This window comes from Nocardioides mangrovicus (assembly GCF_003674065.1).
Classification (GTDB): domain Bacteria; phylum Actinomycetota; class Actinomycetes; order Propionibacteriales; family Nocardioidaceae; genus Marmoricola; species Marmoricola mangrovicus.
The window spans coordinates 67,298-90,563 of record NZ_RDBE01000009.1 but is presented as its reverse complement, the minus strand read 5'-3'; the positions used below and the strand labels follow the sequence as shown (position 1 = coordinate 90,563).

Sequence of the window (23,266 nt, the reverse complement as noted above, 5' to 3'; positions counted from 1 at the left end):
CATCCCTCTGCCCATAGGTACTTTGGAGACGGCATGGACACCCCTCCCCGGTCGGTCACGGCCAAGGTCTTCGACTTCCCCCGTAACGCCTGGTACGTCGCGGCGTGGGACCACGAGGTCACCGCCAAGGCGCCGATGGCCCGCACCGTCGCCGGCGTCCCGATGGCGCTGTGGCGCACCTCCGACGGCACCGTCAGCGCGCTGGCCGACGCCTGCTGGCACCGGCTCGCCCCGCTGTCGATGGGCACCGTGCGCGGCGACGAGCTGCAGTGCCCCTACCACGGGCTGCGCTACAACTCCTCGGGCCGCTGTACCGCGATGCCCGCCCAGCGCACCGTGAACCCCAGCGCCGCGGTGCCGGCCTACCCGGTCCTCGAGCGCTACCGCTACGTGTGGGTCTGGCCGGGCGACCCCGACCTCGCCGACCCCGGCTTGGTCCCCGACATGCACCAGATGGACGACCCCGCCTGGGCCGGCGACGGCCTCACCATCGAGGCCGGCTGCAACTACCAGCTGGTGCTGGACAACCTGATGGACCTCACCCACGAGGAGTTCGTCCACGCCGGCAGCATCGGCCAGGCCGAGCTGAGCGAGTCGGAGTTCGAGGTGACCCGCGACGGCGAGCGTCGCGCCACCGTCGCCCGGTGGATGCGCGACATCGACCCGCCGCCGTTCTGGCTCAAGAACATGCGCGATGCCTTCCCCGGCTTCTCCGGCAAGGTCGACCGCTGGCAGATCATCCACTACGAGGCCCCCGGCACGATCTGCATCGACGTCGGAGTCGCCAAGGCGGGCACCGGTGCGCCCGAGGGCGACCGCAGCCAGGGCGTCAACGGCTACGTGATGAACACGATCACCCCCGCGACCGACCGCACCTGTCACTACTTCTGGGCCTTCATGCGCAACTACCGGCTCGAGAGCCAGCTGATCACCACCCAGCTGCGCGAGGGCGTCCACGGGGTGTTCGCCGAGGACGAGGCGATGCTCATCGCCCAGCAGCGCGCCATCGACGCCAACCCCGACCACGCCTTCTACAGCCTCAACGTCGACGGCGGCGGCATGTGGGTGCGGCGCATCCTCGACGAGATGCTGGCCGCCGAGGGCCGTGACCCCGACGCGGGAGCCGGCCCTGGATCCGGCCCGGGATCGGGCACCGCCGCGCCGCGGCTGCGCCCGGTCGGCTGAGCAGTGAGCAGCTGATGGCCGTCGAGTCCACCGTGCGGTGGGGCACCGCGACGGTCGCCGACGTCGAGGCGGTGGCCGATGGCGTCCGCCGTGTGGTGCTCGAGCCCGACGAGCCGGTGCACGCCCGCCCCGGCACCCACGTCGACCTGCGGCTGAGCAACGGCACCCGCACGCTGACCCGGTCCTACTCGGTGGTGCGCAGCGACGACGGCGGCCGGCGCCTCACCCTCACCGTGGCGCTCTCGCCGGCCAGCCGCGGCGGCTCACGCCGCATGCACGCACTCGAGCCGGGCGAGCGGTTGGCCGTCACCGCGCCGCTGCAGAGCTTCCCGCTCGGCGTCGGCGCGCCCAGATACGTGCTGCTGGCCGGCGGCATCGGCCTGACCGCCCTGCTGGCCATGGCCGAGACGCTGCGCTCGCGCGGCGCGGACTACCGGCTGGTCGTGGTCGGTCGCAGCCGGGCGACGATGCCCTACCTCGCCGAGCTCGCCGCGACGCACGGCGACCGGCTCGAGCTGCACGTCGACGACGACGGCACCGGGCTCGACGTCCAGGCGCTCGTGGCCGACGTCGCGGCGCGGCCCGGGCGCACGGAGCTCTACCAGTGCGGTCCGATCGGGCTGATGGACGCGGTCCGGCGCGCCTGGCGCGCGGCCGGGCTCCCGGCGGTCGACCTGCGGTTCGAGACCTTCGGCAACAGCGGCTCGTGGGAGGCCCAGGAGCTCGTCGTCGAGGTCCCGCGCCTGTCGCGCGAGGTGCGCGTCCCGGCCGACACCACCCTGCTCGACGCCCTCGAGGAGGCCGGCGTGCCCGTGCTCTCGGACTGCCGCAAGGGCGAGTGCGGGCTGTGCGTGGTGCGGCTGCTCGAGGTCAGCGGCCGCGTCGACCACCGCGACGTCTTCCTCGACGACGACCAGAAGGCCGCCGACGACCGGCTCTGCGTCTGCGTCTCCCGCGCCGCGGTGCCGCCCGGCGAAGGCGTCAGCGGCACCGCGCGCGTGGTGGTCGACGTCCGCTGAGGCCCCCGGCACCTGCCGGCTCAGGCGACGATGCTGTCCAGCGTCACGGTCGCGGTGTGGGAGTCGCCGTCGCTATCGGTCCAGGTGATGCTCACCTCGTCGCCGCCGGCGTGCGAGGTGATCGCCTTGCTCAGCTGGGCCCGCGTGCTGACGTTGGTGCCGCCCACGGAGGTGATGGTGTCGCCGGCCTCGATGCCGGCGTCGGCCGCCGGACCGCCCTTGGTGACCTCGACGACCAGCGGTCCACCGCTCTGGGTGGAGATGCCGACGCCCAGGTAGCCCGAGGTGCCCAGGGTGACCTCGCTGCTGGCCTGGCCCGCGGTGATCTGGTCGGCCACGGAGGTGACGGTGGCCCACGGGATCGCGTAGCCGGTCACGTTCGCCGAACCGCTGGAGGCGGCCACGTTCATCGCCACGACGGTGCCGTCGGAGTCGCGCACCGCTCCCCCGGAGTCGCCGGAGATCAGGTCGGCGTCCATCTCGACCAGCCCGGTGAGCCGGTGCTTGGTGCCGTCCTCGTCGGAGACGGTGATCGACTCGTCCGTGGCGGTGACCGTGCCCGGCGCGGCGGTCATCGTGCCGCGGTCGCCGTTGGCGTCGCCGACGGCGGTGACCGTGTCGCCGACGCTGACCGCCGCGGTGCTGGTCTTGGCCGTGGTGAGCCCGGAGGCGTCCTCCAGCTGCAGCACGGCGACGTCCTTGGTGCTGTCGCCGCCGACGTAGGTGGCGGTGTAGGTCTTGTTCGTCGAGGCGATGGTGACCTCGATCTTGGTGGCCCCGGCCACCACGTGGTGGTTGGTGACGATCTCGCCGTCGGAGGTCAGCACGATGCCGGTGCCCCGGGCCTCGCCGTCGGCCAGCGTCGAGGTGATGAAGACCAGCCCGCTGGTCTGGGACGTCGTGGCGTCGCTGGTGGTCTGGTCGCTCGTCTGATCCTGGGTCTGCTGCTGGCCCTGGAGACCCTGGCCCTGCATCCCCTGCATGCCGCCGCTGGACGAGCCACCGCTCGACCCGCCGGGCGACCCGTCGCTCCACCCGCCGTAGCCGCCCTGCCACTGGCGCGTGGTCGACGTCGACGTCTCCTGCTGGGTGGTGCCGCCGTGCAGCTGCGCGCCGACCGCCACCCCGCCCGCCGCAGCACCGGTGACCACCAGCGTCCCGCCGGCCATGAACATCGCCAGCCGTCGGCGTCGGGTGCGGCTCGACGTGGGCGGAGCGGGCGGGGTGGGCGGCAGCGGTGCGGGCTCGGTCATGGTCACTCAGCGAGAGTGACCCGCCTCCTTGTGGCTGCGCTGTGGCAGCGGTGAGGGGGTCCCGAGAAGCCCATGAGGTGAGCCTGAGACGACGCGGGCGGCGGTCTCAGCTGGTGCTGCCACCGAGCGTCGGGATGATCTCGCGACCGTAGAACTCGATCATGTCGAGGTAGTGGGGACCCATGTTCGAGACGTACATCTGGTCGTAGCCGGCCTCCCGGTAGGCCTCGACCTGCTGGAGGTGGACCTCGGGGTCCGGACCCGCCACCGCCGCGTCGGCCACCATCTCGCGGGTGACGAGCTCCGAGGCCTGCTCGAAGTGGCGCGGGGAGGGCAGCACCTGGGCCAGCTCGCCGGGCAGCTGGTCGTTGGGCCAGATCCGGTGGGCCAGGTCGATGCCCTCGTCGCGGGTCGGGGCGTAGGCGACCTTCGCCCCGCCCTGCGCGGGCTTGCCCCCGGAGGCGTCCTTGAACCGACGCACCAGGTCGCCCTCGGGAGCGACGTTGACGTACCCGTCGCCGATGCGGGCCGCGAGGTCGGTCGCCTTGGGGCCGAAACCGGAGACGTAGACCGGCACGGGCTGCTCGTGCAGCGTGTAGATGCGGGCGTGGTCGAGCTCGTAGTGCTCGCCGCGCCAGGAGACGAAGCCGCCCTCCCACAACATCCGCATGACCTCCACCGACTCCTCCAGCATCTCCAGCCGGGTGTCGAAGCCGGGCCAGCGGTCGCCGAAGACGTGCTCGTTGAGCGCCTCACCGGTGCCGATGCCCAGGACGAAGCGGCCGCGGGTGAGGACCGCGCAGGTCGCAGCCGCCTGGGCGACCAGCCCGGGGTGCTGGCGCACGATGGGGCAGGTGACCGCGGTGGTGATCGGCAGGTCCGTCACCTGGGAGAGGGCGCCGATCACCGACCAGACGAACGCCGATGAGCCTTGCGCGTCGTTCCACGGCAGGTAGTGGTCGCTGATCCACAGGCTGGTGAAGCCGGCGTCGGTCGCCGCCCGTGCCTGGACCAGCAGGTCCTCGGGTTCGAACTCCTCGCACGAGAGGAAGAAGCCCAGCTCCACCTCACGCCTCCTTCGTCGTCGAGACACCTGTCTCTCACGCGGCATCGAGGTCGGGCTCCACCCCGCCGGGTCCTTGTCGAGACCCTGCGGGCCTCCGCCGCGGGTGCGGCCCCCCGGGGTGGGCCGCCCGACGGGTCCGAGGTCCTACCGTGGCGAGGAGCCCCGCTTCCACCACGGCCCCAGACGCGACGGAGGCACCCCACCTCCCGTCACGCTGCGCCTTTGACGAAGGAGCCGCCATGCGGGCGCTCAGCCTGCCCATCCCCCGACCCACCCCACGGTGTCTGTCAGGGCTCGCGTCGCCGCCAGCGCGCGCGGCCGCGCCGGTCGCGCAGCCGGCCCCACGTCGTCCAGCCGCCGGAGATCCCCTCCTGCGCCGGATGGGGCTCATACAGGTTGCCCGGCTGCGGCTCGGTCAGGGTCGGCCCCCGCAGCACGACGCGGTCGACCAGGGGACCGGCCAGGCGGTCGTAGAGCCAGGGCGCCCAGCGGTAGCCCAGCACCGCGGCGCGGTTGGCGACGCCGACGTGCACCACCGGACGCGTCCGGCCCTCGGCGGCGGCCAGGCACACCGCCGCGACGCGATCGGCGCCGACCACCGGCGGCGGAGCGGAGCCCGCGCTGGCGGCGTAGCTCGCGGCCTGCTGGTAGATCGGGGTGTCGACGGCCCCGGGCAGCACCAGCGCGACCCGCACCCGGGGGTCGTCGCGGACCTCCTGCTGCAAGGTGCGCACCAGGGCGTGCTGGGCGGCCTTGGCCGCGCAATAGGCACCCATCGCGGGCACCGCGATCTGCGAGAGCAGCGAGCCGACCACCACCAGGCTGCCCGACCCGTGGGCCCGGAACGCCGGCAGCGCCACCCCGGCCAGGTGGGAGGTGCCGACGACCGCCACCTCGTGCATCCGGCTCAGCGCGGCGGCGGGCACCTCCTCCACCCGGCCGTAGACCATCGCCTGGGCCGTGGTGACGACGGTGTCGAGCCGCCCGTGCCGCTCGAGCGCGTGCTCGACGGCGCCGGTCACGGCCTCCCGGTCGACCACGTCGGCCGCACGATAGGCGACGCCGGCGTCGCGACCGCCCAGGTCGGTGGCCACCCGCGCCAGGCGGGCCTCGTCGCGGGCGACCAGCGTGACGCGGTCGCCGCGCTCGACGCAGCGGCGGGCGACGGCCAGCCCGATGCCCGAGGTGCCGCCCACGACCATCACCGACCGGGCCACGCCCACCAATCTACGGAGCGGGCGTGAACCGCGTGGTCGTGGTGACCGGTGCCTCCAGCGGCATCGGGCGCTCGACCGCCCGCCTCGCGGCGCGCGGCGGTGACCACCTGGTGCTCGGGGCCCGCACCCGCGAGGACCTGGTCGAGTGCGCCGAGGAGTGCCGCGAGGCCGGGGCCGCATCGGTGCTCGTCGTGCCCACCGACGTCCGCGACGACGCCTCCGTGGCGGGGCTGGTCCGCAGCACGCTCGACCGGCACGGCCGTATCGACGCGGTGCTGCACTGCGCCGGAGTGGTCGCCTACGGCCGCACCGAGGAGGTGTGCGCCGAGGACTTCGAGACCACGCTGGACACGAACCTGCTGGGCAGCGCCGCCGTGGCCCGGCACGTGGTGCCGGTGCTGCGACGTCAGGCGCGCGGCGACCTGGTGCTCGTCGGCTCGCTGCTGGGCCACCTCGCGGTACCGGAGATGACGCCGTACGTGGTGAGCAAGTGGGGCGTGCGGGCACTGGCCCGTCAGCTGCGCATCGAGAACCGCGACCTGCGCCAGGTGCGCATCACCCACGTGTCCCCGGGCAGCGTCGACACCCCCATCTACGACAACGCCCTCGACGCGGCCGGCGGCGTCAACGCCCCTCCCCCGCCGACGATCTCCGCCGACCGGGCCGCCGCGGTCGTCCTGCGTGCGGCCGGATCGCGGCGTCTGGAGCACCAGACCTCGTGGAGCAACCACGTGCTGCTAGCCGCGTTCCGGCTGCTGCCGGGAGTCTACGACCGGCTGGTGGGGCCGGCGTTCGAGCTCGCCTCGCGCCGCAGCCACCGGGTCTGATGAGAAGCGCCACCTGGAAGTGATCGGTCTGCGCCTCACACCTCCTCCGCGGTGCGTTGCAGCTCCTCCAGGACGCTGGTGATGTGGCGGCGCACGGCTCGCTCGGCCCCGCCCGGACTGCGCGCGCAGATCTCGTCGATGATGGCCAGGTGCTCGGGCAGGGAGACCTGCACCCGTCCCGGCCGTCGAGCCAGAGCGAACTGATGGCGGACGTTCTGGGCCCGCAGGCGGGAGAGGACCTGCGCGGCCACGGGCTGGTCGCTGATCTCTCGGATGCGCCTGTGCAGGAGCTGGTTGAGGCCGGAGTAGACCTCGACGTCGCCCGTGGCCACCGCGGTCTGCATCTGCCGCCCCAGTGATCGCAGCTCGGCGATCTGCTCGTCGCTCACGCGCTCGGCGGCCTTCGCTGCGCACAGCGCCTCGACCGCGAGCCTGACCTCGGTGATGGCGATCGCCTCGGCCAGACCCACCTCGCGCACCCGGGCACCGCGGTTCGGGAGCCGCTCGACCAGACCCTCGTGAGCGAGCTCCATCAAGGCCGCCCGCACCGCGCCGCGGCTCGCTCCGTAGCGGCCCGCGAGGTCGGCCTCGACCAGTCGGTCACCCGGCTCGAGCTCGCCGACCAGGATCGCCTCTCGCACCAGGTCGGCCAGGTGCCCGTGGACCATCTCGGCATCGCCGGCTGCGGTCATCGCTCACTCCCGGTCCGGCCGCGTCAGGGTGCGACGATCCTACCGGTGTCGACGGTCCGCAGGTCCGCGAGCCAGTCGCGGCTGGCCAGGGTCACCCGCGTCGGCACGCCCAGCTCGTCGAGCATCGCTGCGGCGGCCGACATCTCCTCGGTGCGTCGAACGGCGTGACGCAGGCTGCCGGTCTCCAAACGGTCCGCGAAGTCGGCGTCGGCGCCCGTCAGCTCGTCGGCGACGAGCTCGCGCATCCAGTCCTCGAGACCCAGCACCGCCGCCGCCGAGAGGGCCTCGACGACGGCTGCGGCCATGCCCTTGAAGAACACGCTGCGTAGCAGCTTGCGGCGTGCGGCCTCACCGGCCGGTGCGTCCAGTACCTCGACGCCGGACCCCAGCGGGACCAGCAGGTCCGCGAGACGGGAAGCGCCCATTCCCGATGCCAGCATGGGCGTTCGCAGACCCCGACCCGGTACCGGGGCCATGAGCGAGACGTCGGCGAAACCGACGCCGGCGAGCGACGCGAGGTTCTCCAGCTCGACCTCCAGCGCGGGCGACGCCGTGTTGAGGTCGGCCCACACCGAGGTCGGCGAACAACCCGCCAGGCCGCGATCGAGGGCGGCTGTGGCCGCCTCGGCACTGTTGACGCTGAGCACGAGGTCGGCGCCGGCGGCCGCCTCGGCCTCCCCCGCGCAGGCGAGCGCCCCGCGCGGCGACTCCACCACGGGGTCGTAGGCCCGGACCCGGGCACCGGCGCTGACCAGGTCGGCGACCAGCGCCGACCCGGCCTCACCGAGACCGAGAACGGCGACCGTGGTCATGCTCCTGCGACCGCGAGGGTGTTCGTACGCGTCATGACGACCACCTCGTCCTCGTCGAACCCGGCGTCGAGCAGGTGGTCGGCCATCAGCGCGAGACCGTCCTCGACCGGAGGGTTGAACGGTTGTCCCAGGTCGCTGGACACGACCGAGTGCTCGGGGCCGGTGGCGCGGATGTTGTCGATCATCGTCTCCCAGCTGACCTTGCCGGTGTGGGGCGTGGTGAAGCAGCGCTCCAGTAGGGCACCCCGGGCGGCGAGCCGACGCTGGACGTCCACGGGCAGGCGCTGGGAGGTGAACTCCGGGTGGGTCACGACGACCTGCCTGACCCCGGCGTCGACCGCCGCGTCCACCACCGCGACGATCTCCGGGCCGGAGAGATGGCCGGTGGCCAGCGTCATCTGGTGCTGGGCGATCAGCTGCAGGAGATCGCGGCAGCCCTTCGTCGGCGAGCCCGCGTCGTCGACCACGTGGACGGCGTCGGGCTCCATGCCCTGGTCGCGCAGGTCGTCTTGCACCGCGGCCCACATCGGCGGTGTGGCCCCGGCGGGCATCTCGGCTCGCGACCGGCGCTGGTTGAGGCTGTCGACGGTGGGCAGCCAGACCACGCGGGCTCCCTGGCGTGCGGCGATCTCGACGGCCACGGGGTTCAGGCCGCCTACCGAGGCGTTCAACGTGATGGCACCCAACGCGTCGATCCCGGGTACGGCCTTGCGCACCACCGAGGCCCGCTCGGCCGTCGGGACGTAGTGCGACTTCAGCACGAAGCCCGCGAGCCCGACCTCGAGGAAGCGCGAGGACAGGTCGATGTCGTCGATACGACGCTCCATGACGTCCGGTGCGACGTGGACGTGGGTGTCGTATCCCCCGCGGACCAGGTCGCGCGCACGATCGCTCGGCACCTGATGTTCGGTCATCGCTCTCCTCGATTGTCAACAATCAATCGAGGGTAACTGTGACGCTGTAACAGGCTTGCGGTCAAGAACGCAGATTTTTGCTTGACAAGAGTCTTCACAACCAAGAGATTGTCAACAATCTATCGGAGGCTTCGTGCATCCCACCCCCTCGCAGGACCCCCCGCCGCGAACCCAGCTGCGCGCCGCCACCATCGGCGGAGCGTTCGGCTTCTTCGTCGACATGTACGACGTGTACCTGCCGACCATCGCGCTGGCCCCCGCGCTCACCTTCTTCGTCCCCGCCGACGTGCCGGCCTCGACCTCCTCACTCATCGCGGCCCTGGTCTTCGTCGCCACCCTGGTCGGTCGACCACTGGGCTCGGTGGTCTTCGGTCGCTTCGCCGACCGGGTCGGGCGACGCCGGGTCACCTTGTGGTCGGTCGCGGGCTGCGGGGTGACGACCCTGCTCATCGCCGTGCTGCCCGGTTACGACAGCTGGGGACTCGGCGCGGTCTGGGTCCTCATCGCACTGCGCCTGGTCGACGGCATCTTCTTGGGCGGGGAGTACACCGGCGCCATCCCGCTGGCGATGGAGTCGGCCGGCAACCACCGACGCGGCCTGTACGGCGGCCTGGTCAGCATCGGGTTCCCGCTGGCCTACTGCGCGATCTCGTTGCTGACCTTCGTGACCTTGCACCTCGCGCCGGCCGGTGGGCCGGATTCGGACTACGTGCGCTGGGGTTGGCGCATCCCGTTCCTGGTCGGCGCCGCGCTCTCGGTGGTGTTCTTGGTGTTCTACGCCCGCACCGTGAAGGAGTCGCCGGTCTGGTCGGTCGCCGCGAAACGTGAGAACCCGCTGCGGACGGTGGTGCTGGGCCCCTCGCGCCGCGCGTTCGGGCAGGTCTTCGTGCTGATGACCGGGGTCTGGTTCGCCTCCAACATGGCCTCCGGCCTGCTCCCGGCGTCGCTGGCCTCGCAGACCACGCTCAGCGCGACCGAGATCACCGGGGTGCTCGTGCTCGCCCAGTTCGTGCACGCCGGGTGCTTCCCGCTCTTCGGGCTGCTGGTCGACCGCATCGGACGACGGCCCTTCTTCTTGGCCTGCGGGTTCGGCGTCGGCGTCGTGTGTGCGGCGTGCTTCGCCTACCTCGCCGGAGGGCATCGTTCGGGGCTCGTGCCGGTGTTCGTGCTGACGCTGGTCATCCGGGTGTCGGGGGCCAGCATGTTCGCCGTCACGCCCTCCTACCTGTGCGAGCGCTTCCCGGCGGCGGTGCGAGGCAGCGGCTTCGGCCTGGGCTACAGCACCCCGCTGCTGGTGACCGCCGGCTACGCCTACTACCAGGACTGGCTGGGCCACCTGATGCCGGCGCCCTGGACCCCGGTGGTCCTCCTCGTGCTCGGCGGAGCGCTCATCGCCCTCGGCGCCGCCATGGGACCGGAGACCAAGGACGTCGACTTCGCCGTCGACGTCGCGCCGACGACCGAGAGGACCGCCGCATGAGCACCACGACCGCCACCATTGCCGAGGATCACCGGTGAGGAACGTCGTCGTCACCGGCGTCCCCCGGCCCTCGCTGAGCGATCTCGACGCGCTCGCCGGCTTCGGCACGGCGACGGTCCACGAGGCCGCCGGCCGCACTGGTTACCTGGGACCCGACCTGGTCGCCCGCGTGCCGGGTGCTCGCATCGTCGGCTCGGTGGTGACGGCGGTGTGCTGGCCCGGGGACAACCTGATGATCCACGCCGCCGTCGAGCAGTGCGCAGAGGGTGACGTCCTGCTGGTCACGACCACCTCCCCCTGCACCGACGGGCTCTTCGGTGAGCTCCTGGCGACCTCGCTGCGCTCGCGGGGCGTGCGCGGGGCGGTGCTCACGACGGGCGTGCGCGACGTCGCGGAGCTGCGCGCCATGCCCTTCCCGGTCTGGTCACGCGCCGTCAGCGCCCAAGGCAGCGTCAAGGCCACGGCCGGCGCCGTGAACGTACCCGTGGCCGTGGGTGGGGTGGTCGTGCATCCCGGCGACGCGCTGGTCGCCGACGACGACGGCGTGTGCGTGGTGGGACGCCGGTCGCTGCGCCAGGTCATCGACGCCTCGGCCGCCAGGGAGGAGAAGGAGGAGGCCACCCGTGCCCGGCTGCGGGAGGGGCAGCTGGGGTTGGACCGCTACGAGCTGCGTGAGGTCCTCGCCGACCTGGGTGTGACCTACGAGGAGGCGCCACGATGAGCTCCTCGGTCAGCGGTGACCGCCCGCGCGACGTCGCCCACCTCTCCGCGGTCGAGCTCTTCTCGCACGTACCGGAGGAGACGGTCGACTTCTTCGTGCGGCTGATGGCGTTCTCCGAGGTCGCCCGCGACGGCGACTCGGTCTACCTGCACGCGTGGGACGACTACGAGCGCTTCACCGTCAAGGTCACCGGCGCCTCCCGACCGGGCATCGGTCGCACGTGGCTGCGAGCCGCCGGACCGCAGGCGCTGGAACGACGGGTCGAGCACCTCGAGCGCACGGGGTTCGGCGGGACGTGGGTGGACGGCGAGGTGGGCATCGGGCGCACCTACCTCTTCCACGACCCCGACGGCCACGACTTCGGCCTGTACTGGGACACCGAGTGGTACGCCGAGACGCAGTGGGACGAGCGACCCCGTCCGGCGCTGAAGAACCAGGCGGAGCCGTTCCCCGGGCGCGGCGCCAACATCCGCCGCATCGACCACGTCAACTACCTGGCGGCCGACGTCCCCGCCGCCGGCGCGTTCCTGCGCGACCAGCTGGGCGGCCAGCTCACCGAGCAGATCGTGCAGGACGACGGTGTGCCGTCCGCGGTCTGGTATCACCTCGGCGAGAAGACCTACGACCTGGTGCACACCGCCGACCGGACCGGCTCCTCGGGACGACTGCACCACGTGGCCTTCGCCGTCGACCAGCGCGAGGACATCCTGCGCGCGGCCGACGTCTTCTTGGAGGCCGGCGTGCACATCGAGACCGGCCCCCACAAGCACGCCATCCAGCAGACCTTCTTCCTCTACGTCTACGAGCCCGCCGGCAACCGCATCGAGCTGTGCAACGCCGGAGCGCGCCTGGTGCTGGCCCCCGACTGGCGGCCGGTCAGCTGGACCGCCGCCGAGCGGGCCAAGGGACAGGCCTGGGGCCTGAAGACCATCGACACCTTCCACACCCACGGCACCCCGCCGGTCGACTGAACAGCGCACGAGAAGGACGAGAGCCCATGAGCGAGACCGTCGCACGCCCCGACGAGAGTCCGTCGGTCCTCCCTGCACTGGCCACCGGCACGCTCGTGGCCGCCGTCGCCGCGTGCTTCGTGGCCCAGGTGGGGGTGAGCATCCCCGCCACCACCCAGGGGTACGTCAACCAGGACCTGCACGTCACCTCGACCACGCTGACCTGGGTCTCCGACGCCTTCATGGTTCCGGTGACGCTGCTCGAGCTCTCCTTCGGCGTGGTGGGCGACCTCTTCGGACGCAAGCGGCTGCTCGCCGCCGGTGCGGCACTCATGGCGCTCGGCGGTGTCTTGTCCTTCCTCACCCCGGAGGGCCACGGCGCCTTCCTGCTGCTCACCGGGCAGGCCGTGGCCGGTATCGGGGCCGCGGCCATCTTCCCCACCTCGATCGCGATGATCGCCCACGGGACGCACACCGTGCACGAGCGTGCCCGGGCGCTGTCGTTGTGGGCGGCCGCCCTGACCACCGGAGGCTTCGTCTCGCCGCTGATGGGCGGCGTGCTGGCCCGGGTCCACCACGCCGGCGGGGAGTTCGCCAGCTGGCGCTGGGCCTTCTTGGCCATGGCCGTCCTGGCGCTGGTCAGCCTCGTCGTGACGCTCGCCTTGGCCCGCACCTCGTCCTCCCCCGAGGGACGTTCCTTGGACTGGCCCGGCCAGGTCCTCATCGCGGTGGCGCTCTTCACGCTCATCTACGCCGTCGTCCAGGGCGCCGAGGACGGGTGGGCCGACCCCCTCATCATCGGGAGCTTCGTGGCCTCGGTGGTCTTCTTGGCCCTGTTCGTGATCGTCGAGCGGCGGGTCGAGAAGCCGTTGATCCAGCTCGAGCTGTTCAACAACCGGATGTTCACGGTCTCGGCCGTGGTCACCGTGCTGGGGATGTTCGCCTACCTCGGTACGGCCTACGGCACCAGCATCAGGCTCTCGGCCATCCAGAACTACACGCCGTTGAAGACCTCGGTGGGCTTCGTCCTGCTCAACATCATGGGCCTGGTCCTCTTCCCGGTCAGCACCCGGATGCTGCAGCGCTTCAACCCGGGCTGGGTGCTCGCCGCGGGCATGGCCCTCATCGGCATCGGCGACGTCGCCCTCGCGGCCATCCCCGCCACGCACCCGGGCCTGACCGCGATCGCCGTGCCCCTGCTGGTCGTGGGCGCCGGCTTCAAGACCGCGGTCACCGCCATCACCGTCGTGGCCGTCAACAGCGTCCCGACCGCCAAGGCCGGAATGGCCAGCGGCGCCACCAGCATGCTGCGCGACTTCGGGCTGACCCTCGGTCCGGCCATCGTGGCCGCCATCGCCCTGACCAACGCCTCGAACGCCATCGCCGCCAAGGTCAGCGCCACCCCCAGCCTGAAGCAGGCGCTGGCGGGCTTCAACTCCTCGACCAAGGTGCCCGAGGGCCTCAAGGAGGCGGTGGGATCCGGTCCGCTCGGCGCCAACGCCATCCCCGACCCGCCGAACCCGCTCAAGGACGTCGCCTTCCAGGCGCTCTCCCACGGGTACGGCATCGCCTACCTCGTGTGCGGCATCGCGGCCCTGCTCGCGGCGCTCATCGCCGCTGCGCTGCTCGGCGGCCGTCAGCACAGCCACGCCTTCGTCGAGGCGGCACCCGAGACCGGCGACGCCGGTGCCCGCGGAGGGCGTCGGTGATCATCGACGCCCACGGTCACTACACGACCGCACCCGCGCCGCACACCCAGTGGCGGGAGGAGCAGCTCGCCGCCTGGGCTGCCGGTGTGAGAGCACCGGCCTATCCCTCGATACCCGAGGAGGACATCCGTGCCTCGGTCCGCGACACCCAGCTGCGGCTGCAGTCGGAGCGGGGGACCGACCTCACCGTGTTCTCTCCCCGCGCCTCCGCCATGGCCCACCACGAGGGCGACATCACCACCAGCACGGCCTGGGCCGAGGTCTGCAACGATCTCGTCGCGCGCGTGGTCTCCGCCTTCCCCGAGAACTTCGCCGGCGCGGCCCAGCTGCCGCAGGCCGCGGGCGCGCCGGTCGACGCGGCGGTGCGCGAGCTGCGGCGCGTCGCCACCATGGGCTTCGTCGGGGCGAACCTCAATCCCGATCCCAGCGGCGGTCGCTGGACGTCGCCCCCGTTGACCGACCGGTACTGGTACCCGCTCTACGAGGTGCTCTGCGAGCTCGACCTGCCCGCCATGGTGCACGTCTCGGCCAGCTGCACGCCGGTCTTCCACGCCACCGGCGCCCACTACCTCAACGCCGACACGACGGCGTTCATGCAGCTGCTCCAGGGCGACCTCTTCGCCGACTTCCCCACTCTGCGGCTGGTCATCCCGCACGGTGGCGGGGCCGTGCCGTACCACTGGGGTCGCTACCGCGGACTGGCCGACATGCTCGGCAAGCCCGAGCTCGAGGATCACCTCATGCACAACGTCCACTTCGACACCTGCGTGTACCACCAGCCGGGCATCGACCTCCTGGTCGAGGTGGTCGCAGCCGAGAACCTGCTCTTCGCCAGCGAGATGGTGGGCGCGGTCCGAGGCGTCGACCCGCGCACCGGACACCACTTCGACGACACGCGTCGGTACGTGGAGGCGTCCGCGCTGTCGGCCCGGGCCCGCCAGGACGTCTTCGAGACCAACGTCAGGCGGGTCTACCCGCGCCTGGACGCCGCGCTCGCCACCGCGGCGACCAGCAGGGCGTGAGCGCGCTGCGGCCCGGCTACTCCCACTCGATCGTCCCCGGCGGCTTGGAGGTGATGTCGACCGCGACGCGGTTCACCTCGGGCACCTCGTTGGTGATCCGGGTGGAGATCCGCTCCAGGACGTCGTAGGGCAGCCGGGCCCAGTCGGCGGTCATCGCGTCCTCCGAGGTCACCGGGCGCAGCACCACCGGGTGGCCGTAGGTACGACCGTCGCCCTGCACGCCCACGGAGCGGACGTCGGCCAGCAGCACCACCGGGAACTGCCAGATGTCGCGGTCCAGCCCGGCGGCGGTCAGCTCGGCGCGGGCGATGGCGTCGGCGGCGCGGAGGATGTCGAGCCGCTCGCGGGTGACCTCGCCGATGATCCGGATACCGAGGCCCGGGCCCGGGAAGGGGTGGCGCCAGACGATCTCCGGCGGCAGGCCGAGCTGCTCGCCCACCAGGCGCACCTCGTCCTTGAACAGGGTGCGCAACGGCTCGACGAGCTCGAACTGCAGGTCCTCGGGCAGGCCGCCGACGTTGTGGTGGGACTTGATGTTCGATGCGCCGGCTCCCCCGCCGGACTCCACGACGTCGGGGTAGAGCGTGCCCTGCACCAAGAAGCCGACCTTGCCGGGCTCGCGCTCGACGATGTCGGCCTCGGCGCCCTCGAAGACCCGGATGAACTCGCGGCCGATGATCTTGCGCTTGGCCTCCGGCTCGCTGACGCCGGCCAGCGCCTCGAGGAACTGCTTCTCGGCGTCGACCACCACCAGGTCGGCGCCGGTGGCGGCCACGAAGTCCCGCTCGATCTGCTCGGTCTCGCCGTGGCGCATCAGGCCGTGGTCGACGTAGACGCAGGTGAGTCGGTCGCCGATGGCGCGCTGCACCAGCGCGGCCGCGACGGCGGAGTCGACGCCGCCCGACAGGCCGCAGATCGCGCGGCCCTCGGGGCCGATCTGCTGCTGGATCCGCTCGACCTGCTCCTCGACGATGTTGACCATCGTCCAGGTCGGGCGGCACCCGGCCACCTCGTGCAGGAAGTGCTCGAGGATCTCCTGGCCGTGGTCGGAGTGCATGACCTCCGGGTGCCACTGGACGCCGGCCAGCCGCCGCTCGACGTTCTCGAACGCGGCGACCGTGGCCCGCGGCGAGCGGGCGTTGACGGTGAAGCCGTCCGGCGCCGCGGTGACCTCGTCACCGTGGGACATCCACGACCTCAGCTGATCGGGCAGCGCGGCCAGGATCGTGCCCGGCTCGAGCACCTCCACGGTGGTGCGGCCGTACTCGCGCTGGCCGGTGTGCGCCACCGTGCCGCCGAGCGCCTGCGCCATGGCCATGAAGCCGTAGCAGATGCCGAAGACCGGCACCGAGCCGTCGACCAGCGCCGGGTCGAGCGCCGGCGCGCCCGGCTCGTAGACCGACGAGGGGCCGCCGGAGAGCACGATCGCCTGCGGGTTGCGGGCCAGCATCTCCTCGACCGGCATGGTGTGCGGCACGATCTCGGAGTAGACCTTCGCCTCGCGGACCCGCCGGGCGATCAGCTGGGCGTACTGGGCGCCGAAGTCGACGACGAGGACGAGGTCGTGGTCGGTGCTCACGCCACGAGCCTAGTGTCGCGCGGCCGAGGTCGTGGACCGGTCGGGGTGGATCACGGCCAACCGGTGCGGCCGGTGGCCGGGCGAGGCAGTGGCGCCGGGTCGGGTTACCCGTCGCCGGCGCCACTCCCCCTCTCCCCCTGGCCCCCGTCTGGCCCCCCGGTTCCCCCGGTCTTCGCCCCGACGTCCCCCCACGTTCCCCCGTCGGTCCCCCGGGCATGTCCCCCGGTCTGCCCCCGAGCACTGGTCGTCCGGGCCCCCCGGCCGGACGACACCCTGACCGCGGGGGCGTGGGGGCTGTGCCAGGTCCCCGGCCGGGGAGGGAGGGTGGCCGGGGACCTGGACAACGCCCACGCTCCGCGGACAGTGTCGAGACCGTGTGGTCCCACCGCACTCAACGACGCACGGCGACCTCGGTTACGCGCCGTCGCGATCTTTTCGCCCGACGCCGTCGCCGAGGCGAATCAGGTCACTTCACGGCGCCGAGGGCCAGGCCGTCGACGATGCGGCGCTGCGCGATCATCGCCACCACCAGGATCGGCACCACCGAGATCAGCGAGCCGGCCATCAGCACGTTGTAGGACACCTTGTTGACCTGGGCCTGGAAGACGGTGAGACCCTGGGAGACCATCATCAGCCGCTGGCTGTTGGTGACGATGAGCGGAAACAGGAAGTTGTTCCAGTTCTGCAGGAAGGCGATGATCGTGAACGAGGCGACCATCGGCGTCGCCAGCGGCCGGTAGACGCTCCAGAAGACCCGCCACACGCCCGCCCCGTCGATGCGGGCGGCCTCGCCGAGCTCGGCGGGCGCGGTCAAGAAGAACTGCCGGAACAAGAACGCCCCCAGCGCCGAGGCCAGGTTGGGCACGATGAGCCCCTGGTAGGTGTCGACCCAGTGCAGGTGCGCGAGCAGGTCGACGACCGGCAGCAGCACCACGGTGAACGGGATCATCAGCCCGCTCAGCACCAGGTAGAACAGCACACGTTTGCCCGGGAAGTCGAACATCGCGAACGCATAACCGGCCAGCATGCCGGTGGCCACCTGGCCCACCGTGGTGACGACGCTGAACAGCGCTGTGTTGAGGAAGAACCGGCCGAACGGCGCGGCGTGCCAGGCCGTGGCGAGGTTCGACCACTGCCACGAGCTCGGCACCAGTGGCGCGTCGGGGTCGACGATCTCGCCGTTGGTCTTGAAGGCCGAGAGCACCATCCAGATCAGCGGGAACATCACCACGAGCACCGAGACCACGACCAGCGCGTAGACGGCGACCTTGGCCGGCACGGACATCCTCATCGAGCGGCCCTCCCGATGATCGCCAGCTGGACGAGCGTGACCACGAGCGAGACGACGAACAAGATCATGGCCATGGCGTCGGCTCGGCCCGAGGAGCCGCCGGCGCCGAGGTTGAAGCCCTGCTCGTAGACGTAGTACAGCGCGGTGCGCGTGGCTCCCTGCGGCCCGCCGTTGGTGAGCACCTTGATCTGCGTGAACGCCTGCAGCCCGGTCAGCGTGGCCACGACGGCGATCAGCGCCGTCTGCTGGCGCAGCAGCGGCAGCCGGATGTAGCGCAGCCGCTGCCACGCCCCGGCCCCGTCGACCTCGGCCGCCTCGAGCACGTCGCCCGGCAGCCCCTTGAGCGCGGCCAGGTAGAGGATGACGACCTCGCCGAAGAACTGCCAGGCGCCGAAGGCGATCACGGCGAGCATCGCGGTGTGCTGGTCGTCGAGGCTGACCTGGGGCAGCCCCACGCCGCCCAGCACGCGGTTGAACAGCCCGCTGTTGGGCTGGAACAGGGTGAACCAGATCAGCGCCGTGGCCACCGCGGGCACCACCACCGGGATGATGAAGAACGCCCGCACCTGCGCCAGCCCGGGCAGCCGCACGTCGAGCAGCAGCGCCACCCCCATCCCCAGCAGCATGCTCACCAGCACGAAGCCGACGGTGTAGACGGCGGTGTTGAGCAGTGCCGGGCCGCCATCGCCGGTGAGGACCTCGCGGTAGTTGTCCAGGCCGGCGAAGCGCAGGTCGAGGTCGAAGACGTTGCCGACGTAGAGGCTGCGGCGCAGCACGTAGAGCAGCGGCACGACGGAGAACACCAGCGTCAGCACCAGCACCGGCGCGACGAACACGTAGCCGCCGGCGCGCTCGGGACCGCGTCCGGGCTTTCCGCCGCTGCCACTCACTGGGTCTCCTTCAATGCCGCGTCGGCCTGCTGCGCGGCCTTGTGCAGCGCGGCCTGCGGAGAGAGCCGGCCGCGCAGCGCGGCGTCGATCTGGGTGTAGAGCGCCTGCGAGACCGCGGCGTAGGCGAGCACGGTGGGCCGCGACCGACTGGACTTCAGCTGGTCGGAGAACGTGGTGTAGGTGGGGTCCTGCGCGATCTGCTTGCGCACCAGCGGCTGGTCGATCTGGTCCGGCGAGCTGGGCAGCCCGCCGTTGGAGGAGGCCAGGTAGGCGCCCTGGCGGGGCTGCCCGAGCCAGTCCAGGAACGTCTCGGCGGCCCGGTTGGCCCGTGCGCCCTTGTCGAACACCGACGCGACGCCGACGCCCACCGCGCCGATCGCCTTCCCCGTGGTGCCGGCGGGCAGCGGTGCGACCCCGAAGTCGATCTTGGCGTCCTTGAAGACCGACAGCGCGAACTGGCCCTCGATGATCATCGAGACGTCGTGGCCGGCGAACGCCGGTGCGCCGTCGTAGCTGCCGGCCTGGGCGTAGCTCGTGCTCGGGGCCGCCTTCTCCTGCCGCACCAGGTCGGTCCACCAGGTCAGCGCCTGCACCCCGGCCGGGCTGTCGAAGGCCGCGTGGCGGCCGTCCTTGCTCAGCAGCTCGCCGCCGTTGCTCCACAGCAGCGTCTCCCACACGTAGCTGCTCCACTCCGAGGCGCCGAGCGGGATGTAGATGCCGTAGCGCTTGCCGACGGTGAGCTTCTTGGCGTCCGCGATCAGCTCCGGCCAGGTCTGCGGCGCCCGCGTGATGCCGGCGGCGGCGAAGTCGGCCTTGTTGTAGAACAGCACGAAGTTGCCGACACCCGAGATCGGGAACCCCAGCTGCCGGCCGCCGGAGAACACCGACTGCCGGATGCCCGGGTAGAGCCGGTCGGTCACGTCCTTCAGCGCGCGGCGCAGGTCGACGACCTTGCGGCTCTCGGCCAGCAGCGGCAGGTTCGAGGGGTCCTGACCGATGACGACGTTGGGATAGGTGTTGGTCTTGAGCGCCGAGATCTCCTTGGCCGTCAGGTCGTCGGCGCTCGCGATGTACTCCCCGTGCACCTGGACGTCTCGGTGCGTGGCGTTGAAGTGGGAGTCGATCCAGTCCAGCGTGCTCTGCTGCGAGGCGCTCCAGTAGGTGATGCGCTCGACGCCGTCGTCGCCCGTCCCGACGCCGCAGGCCGCGGTGCCGCAGGCGAGCAGCAGCACGACGAGCAGTCCCGAGAGGTGACGCACCCGGCCACCCTAGGCGTTCTCAGCTCACCCCGACGATGGGCAGCCGCAGCGCGCCGGGCGCGTCGTCGGGGACCACGGGGTGGGCCGGCGCGACCGGCTCGATCCGCTCGTAGGTCGCACCCAAGCGCGGACGGGCGTCGCCGTCGCCCTTGTTGGGCCAGAACGCCATCGCCCGCTCGGCCTGCGCGGTGATGGTCAGCGAGGGGTTCACCCCGAGGTTCGCGCTGATCGCCGAGCCGTCCAGGACGTGGAGGCCGGGGTGGCCGAAGACGCGCTGGTAGGGGTCGACGACGCCGTGCTCGGGGTCGGTGCCGATCGCGCAGCCGCCGATGAAGTGGGCGGTCAGCGGCCGGTTGAACTGCTCGCCCACCGTGCCGCCCGGGGTGCCGTCCATGATCTCGGCCATCTGCCGCACGGCCTGGTTGCCGGCCGGGATCCACGACGGGTTGGGGATGCCGTGGCCCTGGCGCGACGTCATGAACCGCCGTCCGGTGAGCGGGTTGATCTTCGTGTAGGTGGTGATGGAGTTGTCGATCGTCTGCATCACCAGGGCGATGACGGTGCGCTCCGACCAGTGCTTGAGGTCGTAGAGCTGCTTGGCGTCGTGGCGGGTGGCCCACAGCTGCTGGAGCCAGCGGCGCCAGCGGGGTCCGGTGCCGTCGCCGTCGGTGAGCACGGTCTGCATCAGCGAGATCGCGTTCGAGCCGTGGCCGTAGCGGCACGGCTCGATGTGGGTGTGCTCGTCGGGGTGGAACGAGGAGGTGATGGCCACGCCCTCGGAGTAGTCGACGTCGCGACCGCGGGCGATCGAGCCCAGGATCGACTCGGAGTTGGTGCGTGAGAGCTCGCCGAGCCGGTCGGAGAGGTGCGGCAGGTGGCCCTCGTCGCGCATGCGGTGCAGCAGTCGCTGTGTGCCGAGGGCGGAGGCGGCCATGACCACCTGCTCGGCGGTGAAGGTGCGGGTGCGCTTGCGCGGGCCCTTGGCGCCGGTGAAGCGGGCGGTGACCTCGTAGCCGCCGCCCTCACGGGGGCGGACGCGGGTCACGGTGGTCATGGCGTGGATGACCGCACCACGCGACTCGGCCAGGTGCAGGTAGTTCTTGGCCAGGGTGTTCTTGGCGTTGTGGCGACAGCCGCTCATGCACTCCCCGCAGTTGCGGCAGGGGTTGCGGGCGGGACCGGCGCCACCGAAGTACGGGTCGGGCACGGCGACGTCGGGACGCTCGTCGGGTCCGCCGAAGAAGACGCCGACCGGCGTGGGGTGCCAGGTCTCGCCGACCCCCATCGCGGTGGCCGTCTCCTGCATCACCTTGTCGGCCGGGGTGAACCCGGGGTACTCCACGACGCCGAGCATCCGCTTCGCCTGGTCGTAGTAGGGCGCGAGCTCGCTGCGCCAGTCGGTGATGTCGCGCCACTGCGGGTCGTCGTAGAAGGCGGCCAGCGGCTCGTAGAGGGTGTTGGCGTAGACCAGCGACCCGCCGCCCACTCCGGCCCCGGAGAGGATGACGCAGTCCTTGAGCAGGTCGATGCGCTGGATGCCGTAGCAGCCGACCTCCGGGCGGAACAGGTACTTCTTCAGGTCCCAGGAGTTCTCGGCGAGCTCGTCGTCGGCGAACCGCCGGCCCGCCTCGAGCACCGCGACGCGGTAGCCCTTCTCGGTCAGTCGCAGTGCGCTGACCGCGCCGCCGAAGCCCGAGCCGACGACCAGGACGTCGTAGTCGTAGGCCATCAGGCCCTTCCGAGCTTCTTGAACAGCCGCAGCCCGGCGGTGGTCGCCTTCGCGAAGCCCTCCTCGTCGAGACCCAGCATCGGGCTGAGCCTCCCGACGCGCTGCACCGCCACCGACTGGGTCTCGGTGTAGCGGTGTATGCCCTCCGAGCCCTGCCGGCGGCCCTGCCCGGACTGGCGCATGCCGCCCATCTCGGCGTCGATGCTGGCGAAGGTGGCCGCGAAGGCCTCGTTGACGTTGACCGTGCCGCACTTGATGCGGCGGGCTACCTCGCGGCCGCGGGCGGTGTCGCGCGTGTAGACGCTGGCGTTGAGCCCGTAGTCGCCGTCGTTGGCGCGCTCGATCGCCTCGGCCTCGTCGTGGAAGCGGTAGAGGCTCACGACGGGCCCGAAGGTCTCGTGGCCGAAGCAGGTCATCGCCGGGGTGACGCCCTCCAGCACGGTGGGCTCGAAGAAGTACGGCGCGACGTCGGGCCGGGCCCGACCGCCGACCAGCACCGTGGCACCGTGCTCCACGGCGTCGCGCACGTGGGCGGTGGTGACGTCGACCTGGTTCTGGCTGATCAGCGTGCCCATGTCGACCTCCCAGCCCAGACCCGCGCCGAGGTTCATCGCCCGGACCCGGTCGACGAACGCCGTCACGAAGCGGTCGTAGACCTGGTCGGCGACGAACATCCGCTCGGTCGAGACGCACAGCTGGCCAGAGTTGGAGAAGCACGCCCGTACGGCGCCCTCGGCCGCCTTGGCGACGTCGGCGTCGCGCAGCACGAGGATCGGGTTCTTGCCGCCCAGCTCGAGCGAGGCGCCGATCAGCCGCTCGGCGGCCTGCTGCGCGATGAGCTTGCCGGTGGCGGTGGAGCCGGTGAAGCAGACGTAGTCGGCGTGCTGGATCAGCGGCGTGCCGATCTCCGGACCCGGGCCGGCGACCACCGTCCACAGGTCGCGCGGGAAGCCGGCCTCCTCCAGCAGCTGCGCGCCCAGCAGGGCGGTGAGCATGGTCTGCGCGTCGGGCTTGATGACCACGGCGTTGCCGGCCAGCAGCGCGGGCAGCCCGTCGCAGACGGCGAGGGTGAAGGGATAGTTCCAGGGCGAGATGATCCCGACGACGCCCTTCGCGATGCGGTTGACCTCGACGCGCTGCAGCCCGGGCAGGAACGCCCCGCGGCGCTCGGTGTCGAGGTGGCGGTGCGCGGTGCGGGCGTAGTAGCGGGCGGTGAGCGCCACGTGCAGCACCTCGGCGAAGGCGTCCTTGCGCGCCTTGCCGGACTCCCAGCAGACCAGGTCCATGATCTCGGCCTGACGGTCGAGCACCAGGTCGTGCAGCCGCAGCAGCAGCTCGCTGCGGTGGTCGAGCGACGTACGCGCCCACACCTGCTGGGCGGCGCGGGCCCGGCGGAACGCCTCGTCGACGTCGCCGGCGTCGGACTGCGGGATCGTGGCCAGCGGCTGCCCCGTGATCGGGGTGTACGACGCCTCGCTGCGCCCGGTGGTGGCCACGATCCGGTCGGTGAGCGCCCGGACCGTGTCGGGTTCCAGCGCGTACGACGCGCGCGGGTCGTGCTCGGGGTCGTGCGGGAGCTCGGTCTCCAGGCTCATGCTCTTGACGTTACTCGCGAGTCACATCGACAGACAACGGTGGCAGCTCCTCGTTT

General features: G+C 71.8%; 20 protein-coding genes. 8 read left to right on the top strand and 12 right to left on the bottom strand.

Features of this window, described 5'->3' with window-relative positions:
- The first annotated feature begins 33 nt into the window (after nt 1–33).
- Nucleotides 34–1,185: an aromatic ring-hydroxylating dioxygenase subunit alpha gene (locus D9V37_RS14295; protein ID WP_121806861.1), complete on the top strand. Its 1,152-nt coding sequence runs from the start codon at nt 34–36 to the stop codon at nt 1,183–1,185.
- A gap of 14 nt (nt 1,186–1,199) precedes the next feature.
- Nucleotides 1,200–2,204, top strand: a complete 1,005-nt coding sequence (locus tag D9V37_RS14290; protein ID WP_121806860.1) for a PDR/VanB family oxidoreductase — start codon at nt 1,200–1,202, stop codon at nt 2,202–2,204.
- 20 nt (nt 2,205–2,224) lie between these two features.
- On the opposite strand, the gene D9V37_RS14285 is transcribed toward D9V37_RS14290, so the two are convergent.
- From D9V37_RS14285 to D9V37_RS14275, 3 genes are all read right to left on the bottom strand, one after another.
- A complete protein-coding gene (locus tag D9V37_RS14285; RefSeq protein ID WP_121806859.1) occupies nt 2,225–3,457 on the bottom strand; it encodes a S1C family serine protease in 1,233 nt (410 codons plus the stop codon).
- Nucleotides 3,458–3,563: 106 nt separating this feature from the next.
- Nucleotides 3,564–4,523: a TIGR03557 family F420-dependent LLM class oxidoreductase gene (locus D9V37_RS14280; RefSeq protein ID WP_121806858.1), complete on the bottom strand. Its 960-nt coding sequence runs from the start codon at nt 4,521–4,523 to the stop codon at nt 3,564–3,566.
- Nucleotides 4,524–4,810: 287 nt separating this feature from the next.
- Nucleotides 4,811–5,740: an SDR family NAD(P)-dependent oxidoreductase gene (locus D9V37_RS14275; protein WP_147455955.1), complete on the bottom strand. Its 930-nt coding sequence runs from the start codon at nt 5,738–5,740 to the stop codon at nt 4,811–4,813.
- A 23-nt stretch (nt 5,741–5,763) separates the two neighbouring features.
- Between D9V37_RS14275 and D9V37_RS14270 the strand changes: the two genes are divergently transcribed.
- Nucleotides 5,764–6,567 (top strand): SDR family NAD(P)-dependent oxidoreductase, encoded by an 804-nt coding sequence (locus D9V37_RS14270; RefSeq protein WP_158604480.1) that lies wholly within the window; start codon nt 5,764–5,766, stop codon nt 6,565–6,567.
- A gap of 35 nt (nt 6,568–6,602) precedes the next feature.
- Here the strand turns inward: D9V37_RS14270 and D9V37_RS14265 are convergent, their stop codons facing one another.
- The 3 genes from D9V37_RS14265 to D9V37_RS14255 are packed head-to-tail and all read right to left on the bottom strand — an operon-like array spanning nt 6,603 to nt 8,985.
- Nucleotides 6,603–7,259 carry a GntR family transcriptional regulator gene (locus D9V37_RS14265; RefSeq protein ID WP_198412560.1) on the bottom strand — a complete coding sequence of 219 codons (657 nt, stop codon included), beginning with the start codon at nt 7,257–7,259 and terminating at the stop codon, nt 6,603–6,605.
- A gap of 23 nt (nt 7,260–7,282) precedes the next feature.
- A complete protein-coding gene (locus tag D9V37_RS14260; RefSeq protein WP_121806855.1) occupies nt 7,283–8,071 on the bottom strand; it encodes an NAD(P)-dependent oxidoreductase in 789 nt (262 codons plus the stop codon).
- Entirely contained in the window at nt 8,068–8,985 is a 918-nt protein-coding gene (locus D9V37_RS14255; protein ID WP_121806854.1) for a DUF6282 family protein, read from the bottom strand. Before D9V37_RS14255 ends, D9V37_RS14260 begins: the two co-directional genes overlap by 4 nt.
- 133 nt (nt 8,986–9,118) lie before the next feature.
- On the opposite strand from D9V37_RS14255, the gene D9V37_RS14250 reads away from it, so the two are divergent.
- The 5 genes from D9V37_RS14250 to D9V37_RS14230 are packed head-to-tail and all read left to right on the top strand — an operon-like array spanning nt 9,119 to nt 14,867.
- A complete protein-coding gene (locus D9V37_RS14250; protein ID WP_121806853.1) occupies nt 9,119–10,465 on the top strand; it encodes an MFS transporter in 1,347 nt (448 codons plus the stop codon).
- 34 nt (nt 10,466–10,499) lie between these two features.
- Nucleotides 10,500–11,186 (top strand): 4-carboxy-4-hydroxy-2-oxoadipate aldolase/oxaloacetate decarboxylase, encoded by a 687-nt coding sequence (locus D9V37_RS14245; protein WP_121806852.1) that lies wholly within the window; start codon nt 10,500–10,502, stop codon nt 11,184–11,186.
- The gene (locus tag D9V37_RS14240) at nt 11,183–12,157 is read left to right on the top strand and encodes a VOC family protein (protein WP_121806851.1); all 975 of its coding nucleotides are present in this window, start codon (nt 11,183–11,185) and stop codon (nt 12,155–12,157) included. The genes D9V37_RS14245 and D9V37_RS14240 overlap by 4 nt, the downstream gene beginning before the upstream one ends.
- A gap of 26 nt (nt 12,158–12,183) precedes the next feature.
- A complete protein-coding gene (locus tag D9V37_RS14235) occupies nt 12,184–13,845 on the top strand; it encodes an MFS transporter (protein ID WP_198412559.1) in 1,662 nt (553 codons plus the stop codon).
- Nucleotides 13,842–14,867, top strand: a complete 1,026-nt coding sequence (locus tag D9V37_RS14230; RefSeq protein WP_121806850.1) for an amidohydrolase family protein — start codon at nt 13,842–13,844, stop codon at nt 14,865–14,867. The genes D9V37_RS14235 and D9V37_RS14230 overlap by 4 nt, the downstream gene beginning before the upstream one ends.
- Nucleotides 14,868–14,883: 16 nt before the next feature.
- On the opposite strand, the gene guaA is transcribed toward D9V37_RS14230, so the two are convergent.
- The 6 genes from guaA to D9V37_RS14200 form a co-directional block, all read right to left on the bottom strand.
- Nucleotides 14,884–16,446 carry a glutamine-hydrolyzing GMP synthase gene (gene guaA, locus D9V37_RS14225; RefSeq protein WP_121806849.1) on the bottom strand — a complete coding sequence of 521 codons (1,563 nt, stop codon included), beginning with the start codon at nt 16,444–16,446 and terminating at the stop codon, nt 14,884–14,886.
- Between the two features lie 466 nt (nt 16,447–16,912).
- A complete protein-coding gene (locus tag D9V37_RS14220; RefSeq protein ID WP_121806848.1) occupies nt 16,913–17,737 on the bottom strand; it encodes a carbohydrate ABC transporter permease in 825 nt (274 codons plus the stop codon).
- Nucleotides 17,734–18,627, bottom strand: coding sequence for a carbohydrate ABC transporter permease (locus D9V37_RS14215; protein WP_121806847.1), 894 nt, complete (start codon nt 18,625–18,627; stop codon nt 17,734–17,736). Before D9V37_RS14215 ends, D9V37_RS14220 begins: the two co-directional genes overlap by 4 nt.
- Nucleotides 18,624–19,886, bottom strand: coding sequence for an ABC transporter substrate-binding protein (locus tag D9V37_RS14210; protein WP_121806846.1), 1,263 nt, complete (start codon nt 19,884–19,886; stop codon nt 18,624–18,626). The genes D9V37_RS14215 and D9V37_RS14210 overlap by 4 nt, the downstream gene beginning before the upstream one ends.
- A gap of 19 nt (nt 19,887–19,905) precedes the next feature.
- Nucleotides 19,906–21,615, bottom strand: a complete 1,710-nt coding sequence (locus D9V37_RS14205) for a GMC oxidoreductase (RefSeq protein ID WP_121806845.1) — start codon at nt 21,613–21,615, stop codon at nt 19,906–19,908.
- Complete coding sequence (locus D9V37_RS14200) at nt 21,615–23,210, bottom strand: succinic semialdehyde dehydrogenase (protein WP_121806844.1); 1,596 nt, start codon at nt 23,208–23,210, stop codon at nt 21,615–21,617. The genes D9V37_RS14205 and D9V37_RS14200 overlap by 1 nt, the downstream gene beginning before the upstream one ends.
- Between the last annotated feature and the right edge of the window lie 56 nt (nt 23,211–23,266).

Excerpts from the sequence above, each read along its gene's own strand:
- D9V37_RS14265 (WP_198412560.1), bottom strand. The coding sequence starts at position 7,259 with ATGACCGCAGCCGGCGATGCCGAGATGGTCCACGGGCACCTGGCCGAC.
- D9V37_RS14255 (WP_121806854.1), bottom strand. The coding sequence starts at position 8,985 with ATGACCGAACATCAGGTGCCGAGCGATCGTGCGCGCGACCTGGTCCGC.
- D9V37_RS14235 (WP_198412559.1), top strand. The coding sequence starts at position 12,184 with ATGAGCGAGACCGTCGCACGCCCCGACGAGAGTCCGTCGGTCCTCCCT.
- D9V37_RS14295 (WP_121806861.1), top strand. The coding sequence starts at position 34 with ATGGACACCCCTCCCCGGTCGGTCACGGCCAAGGTCTTCGACTTCCCC.
- D9V37_RS14240 (WP_121806851.1), top strand. The coding sequence starts at position 11,183 with ATGAGCTCCTCGGTCAGCGGTGACCGCCCGCGCGACGTCGCCCACCTC.
- D9V37_RS14290 (WP_121806860.1), top strand. The coding sequence starts at position 1,200 with ATGGCCGTCGAGTCCACCGTGCGGTGGGGCACCGCGACGGTCGCCGAC.
- D9V37_RS14285 (WP_121806859.1), bottom strand. The coding sequence starts at position 3,457 with ATGACCGAGCCCGCACCGCTGCCGCCCACCCCGCCCGCTCCGCCCACG.
- D9V37_RS14205 (WP_121806845.1), bottom strand. The coding sequence starts at position 21,615 with ATGGCCTACGACTACGACGTCCTGGTCGTCGGCTCGGGCTTCGGCGGC.
- D9V37_RS14200 (WP_121806844.1), bottom strand. The coding sequence starts at position 23,210 with ATGAGCCTGGAGACCGAGCTCCCGCACGACCCCGAGCACGACCCGCGC.
- D9V37_RS14220 (WP_121806848.1), bottom strand. The coding sequence starts at position 17,737 with ATGAGGATGTCCGTGCCGGCCAAGGTCGCCGTCTACGCGCTGGTCGTG.
- D9V37_RS14260 (WP_121806855.1), bottom strand. The coding sequence starts at position 8,071 with ATGACCACGGTCGCCGTTCTCGGTCTCGGTGAGGCCGGGTCGGCGCTG.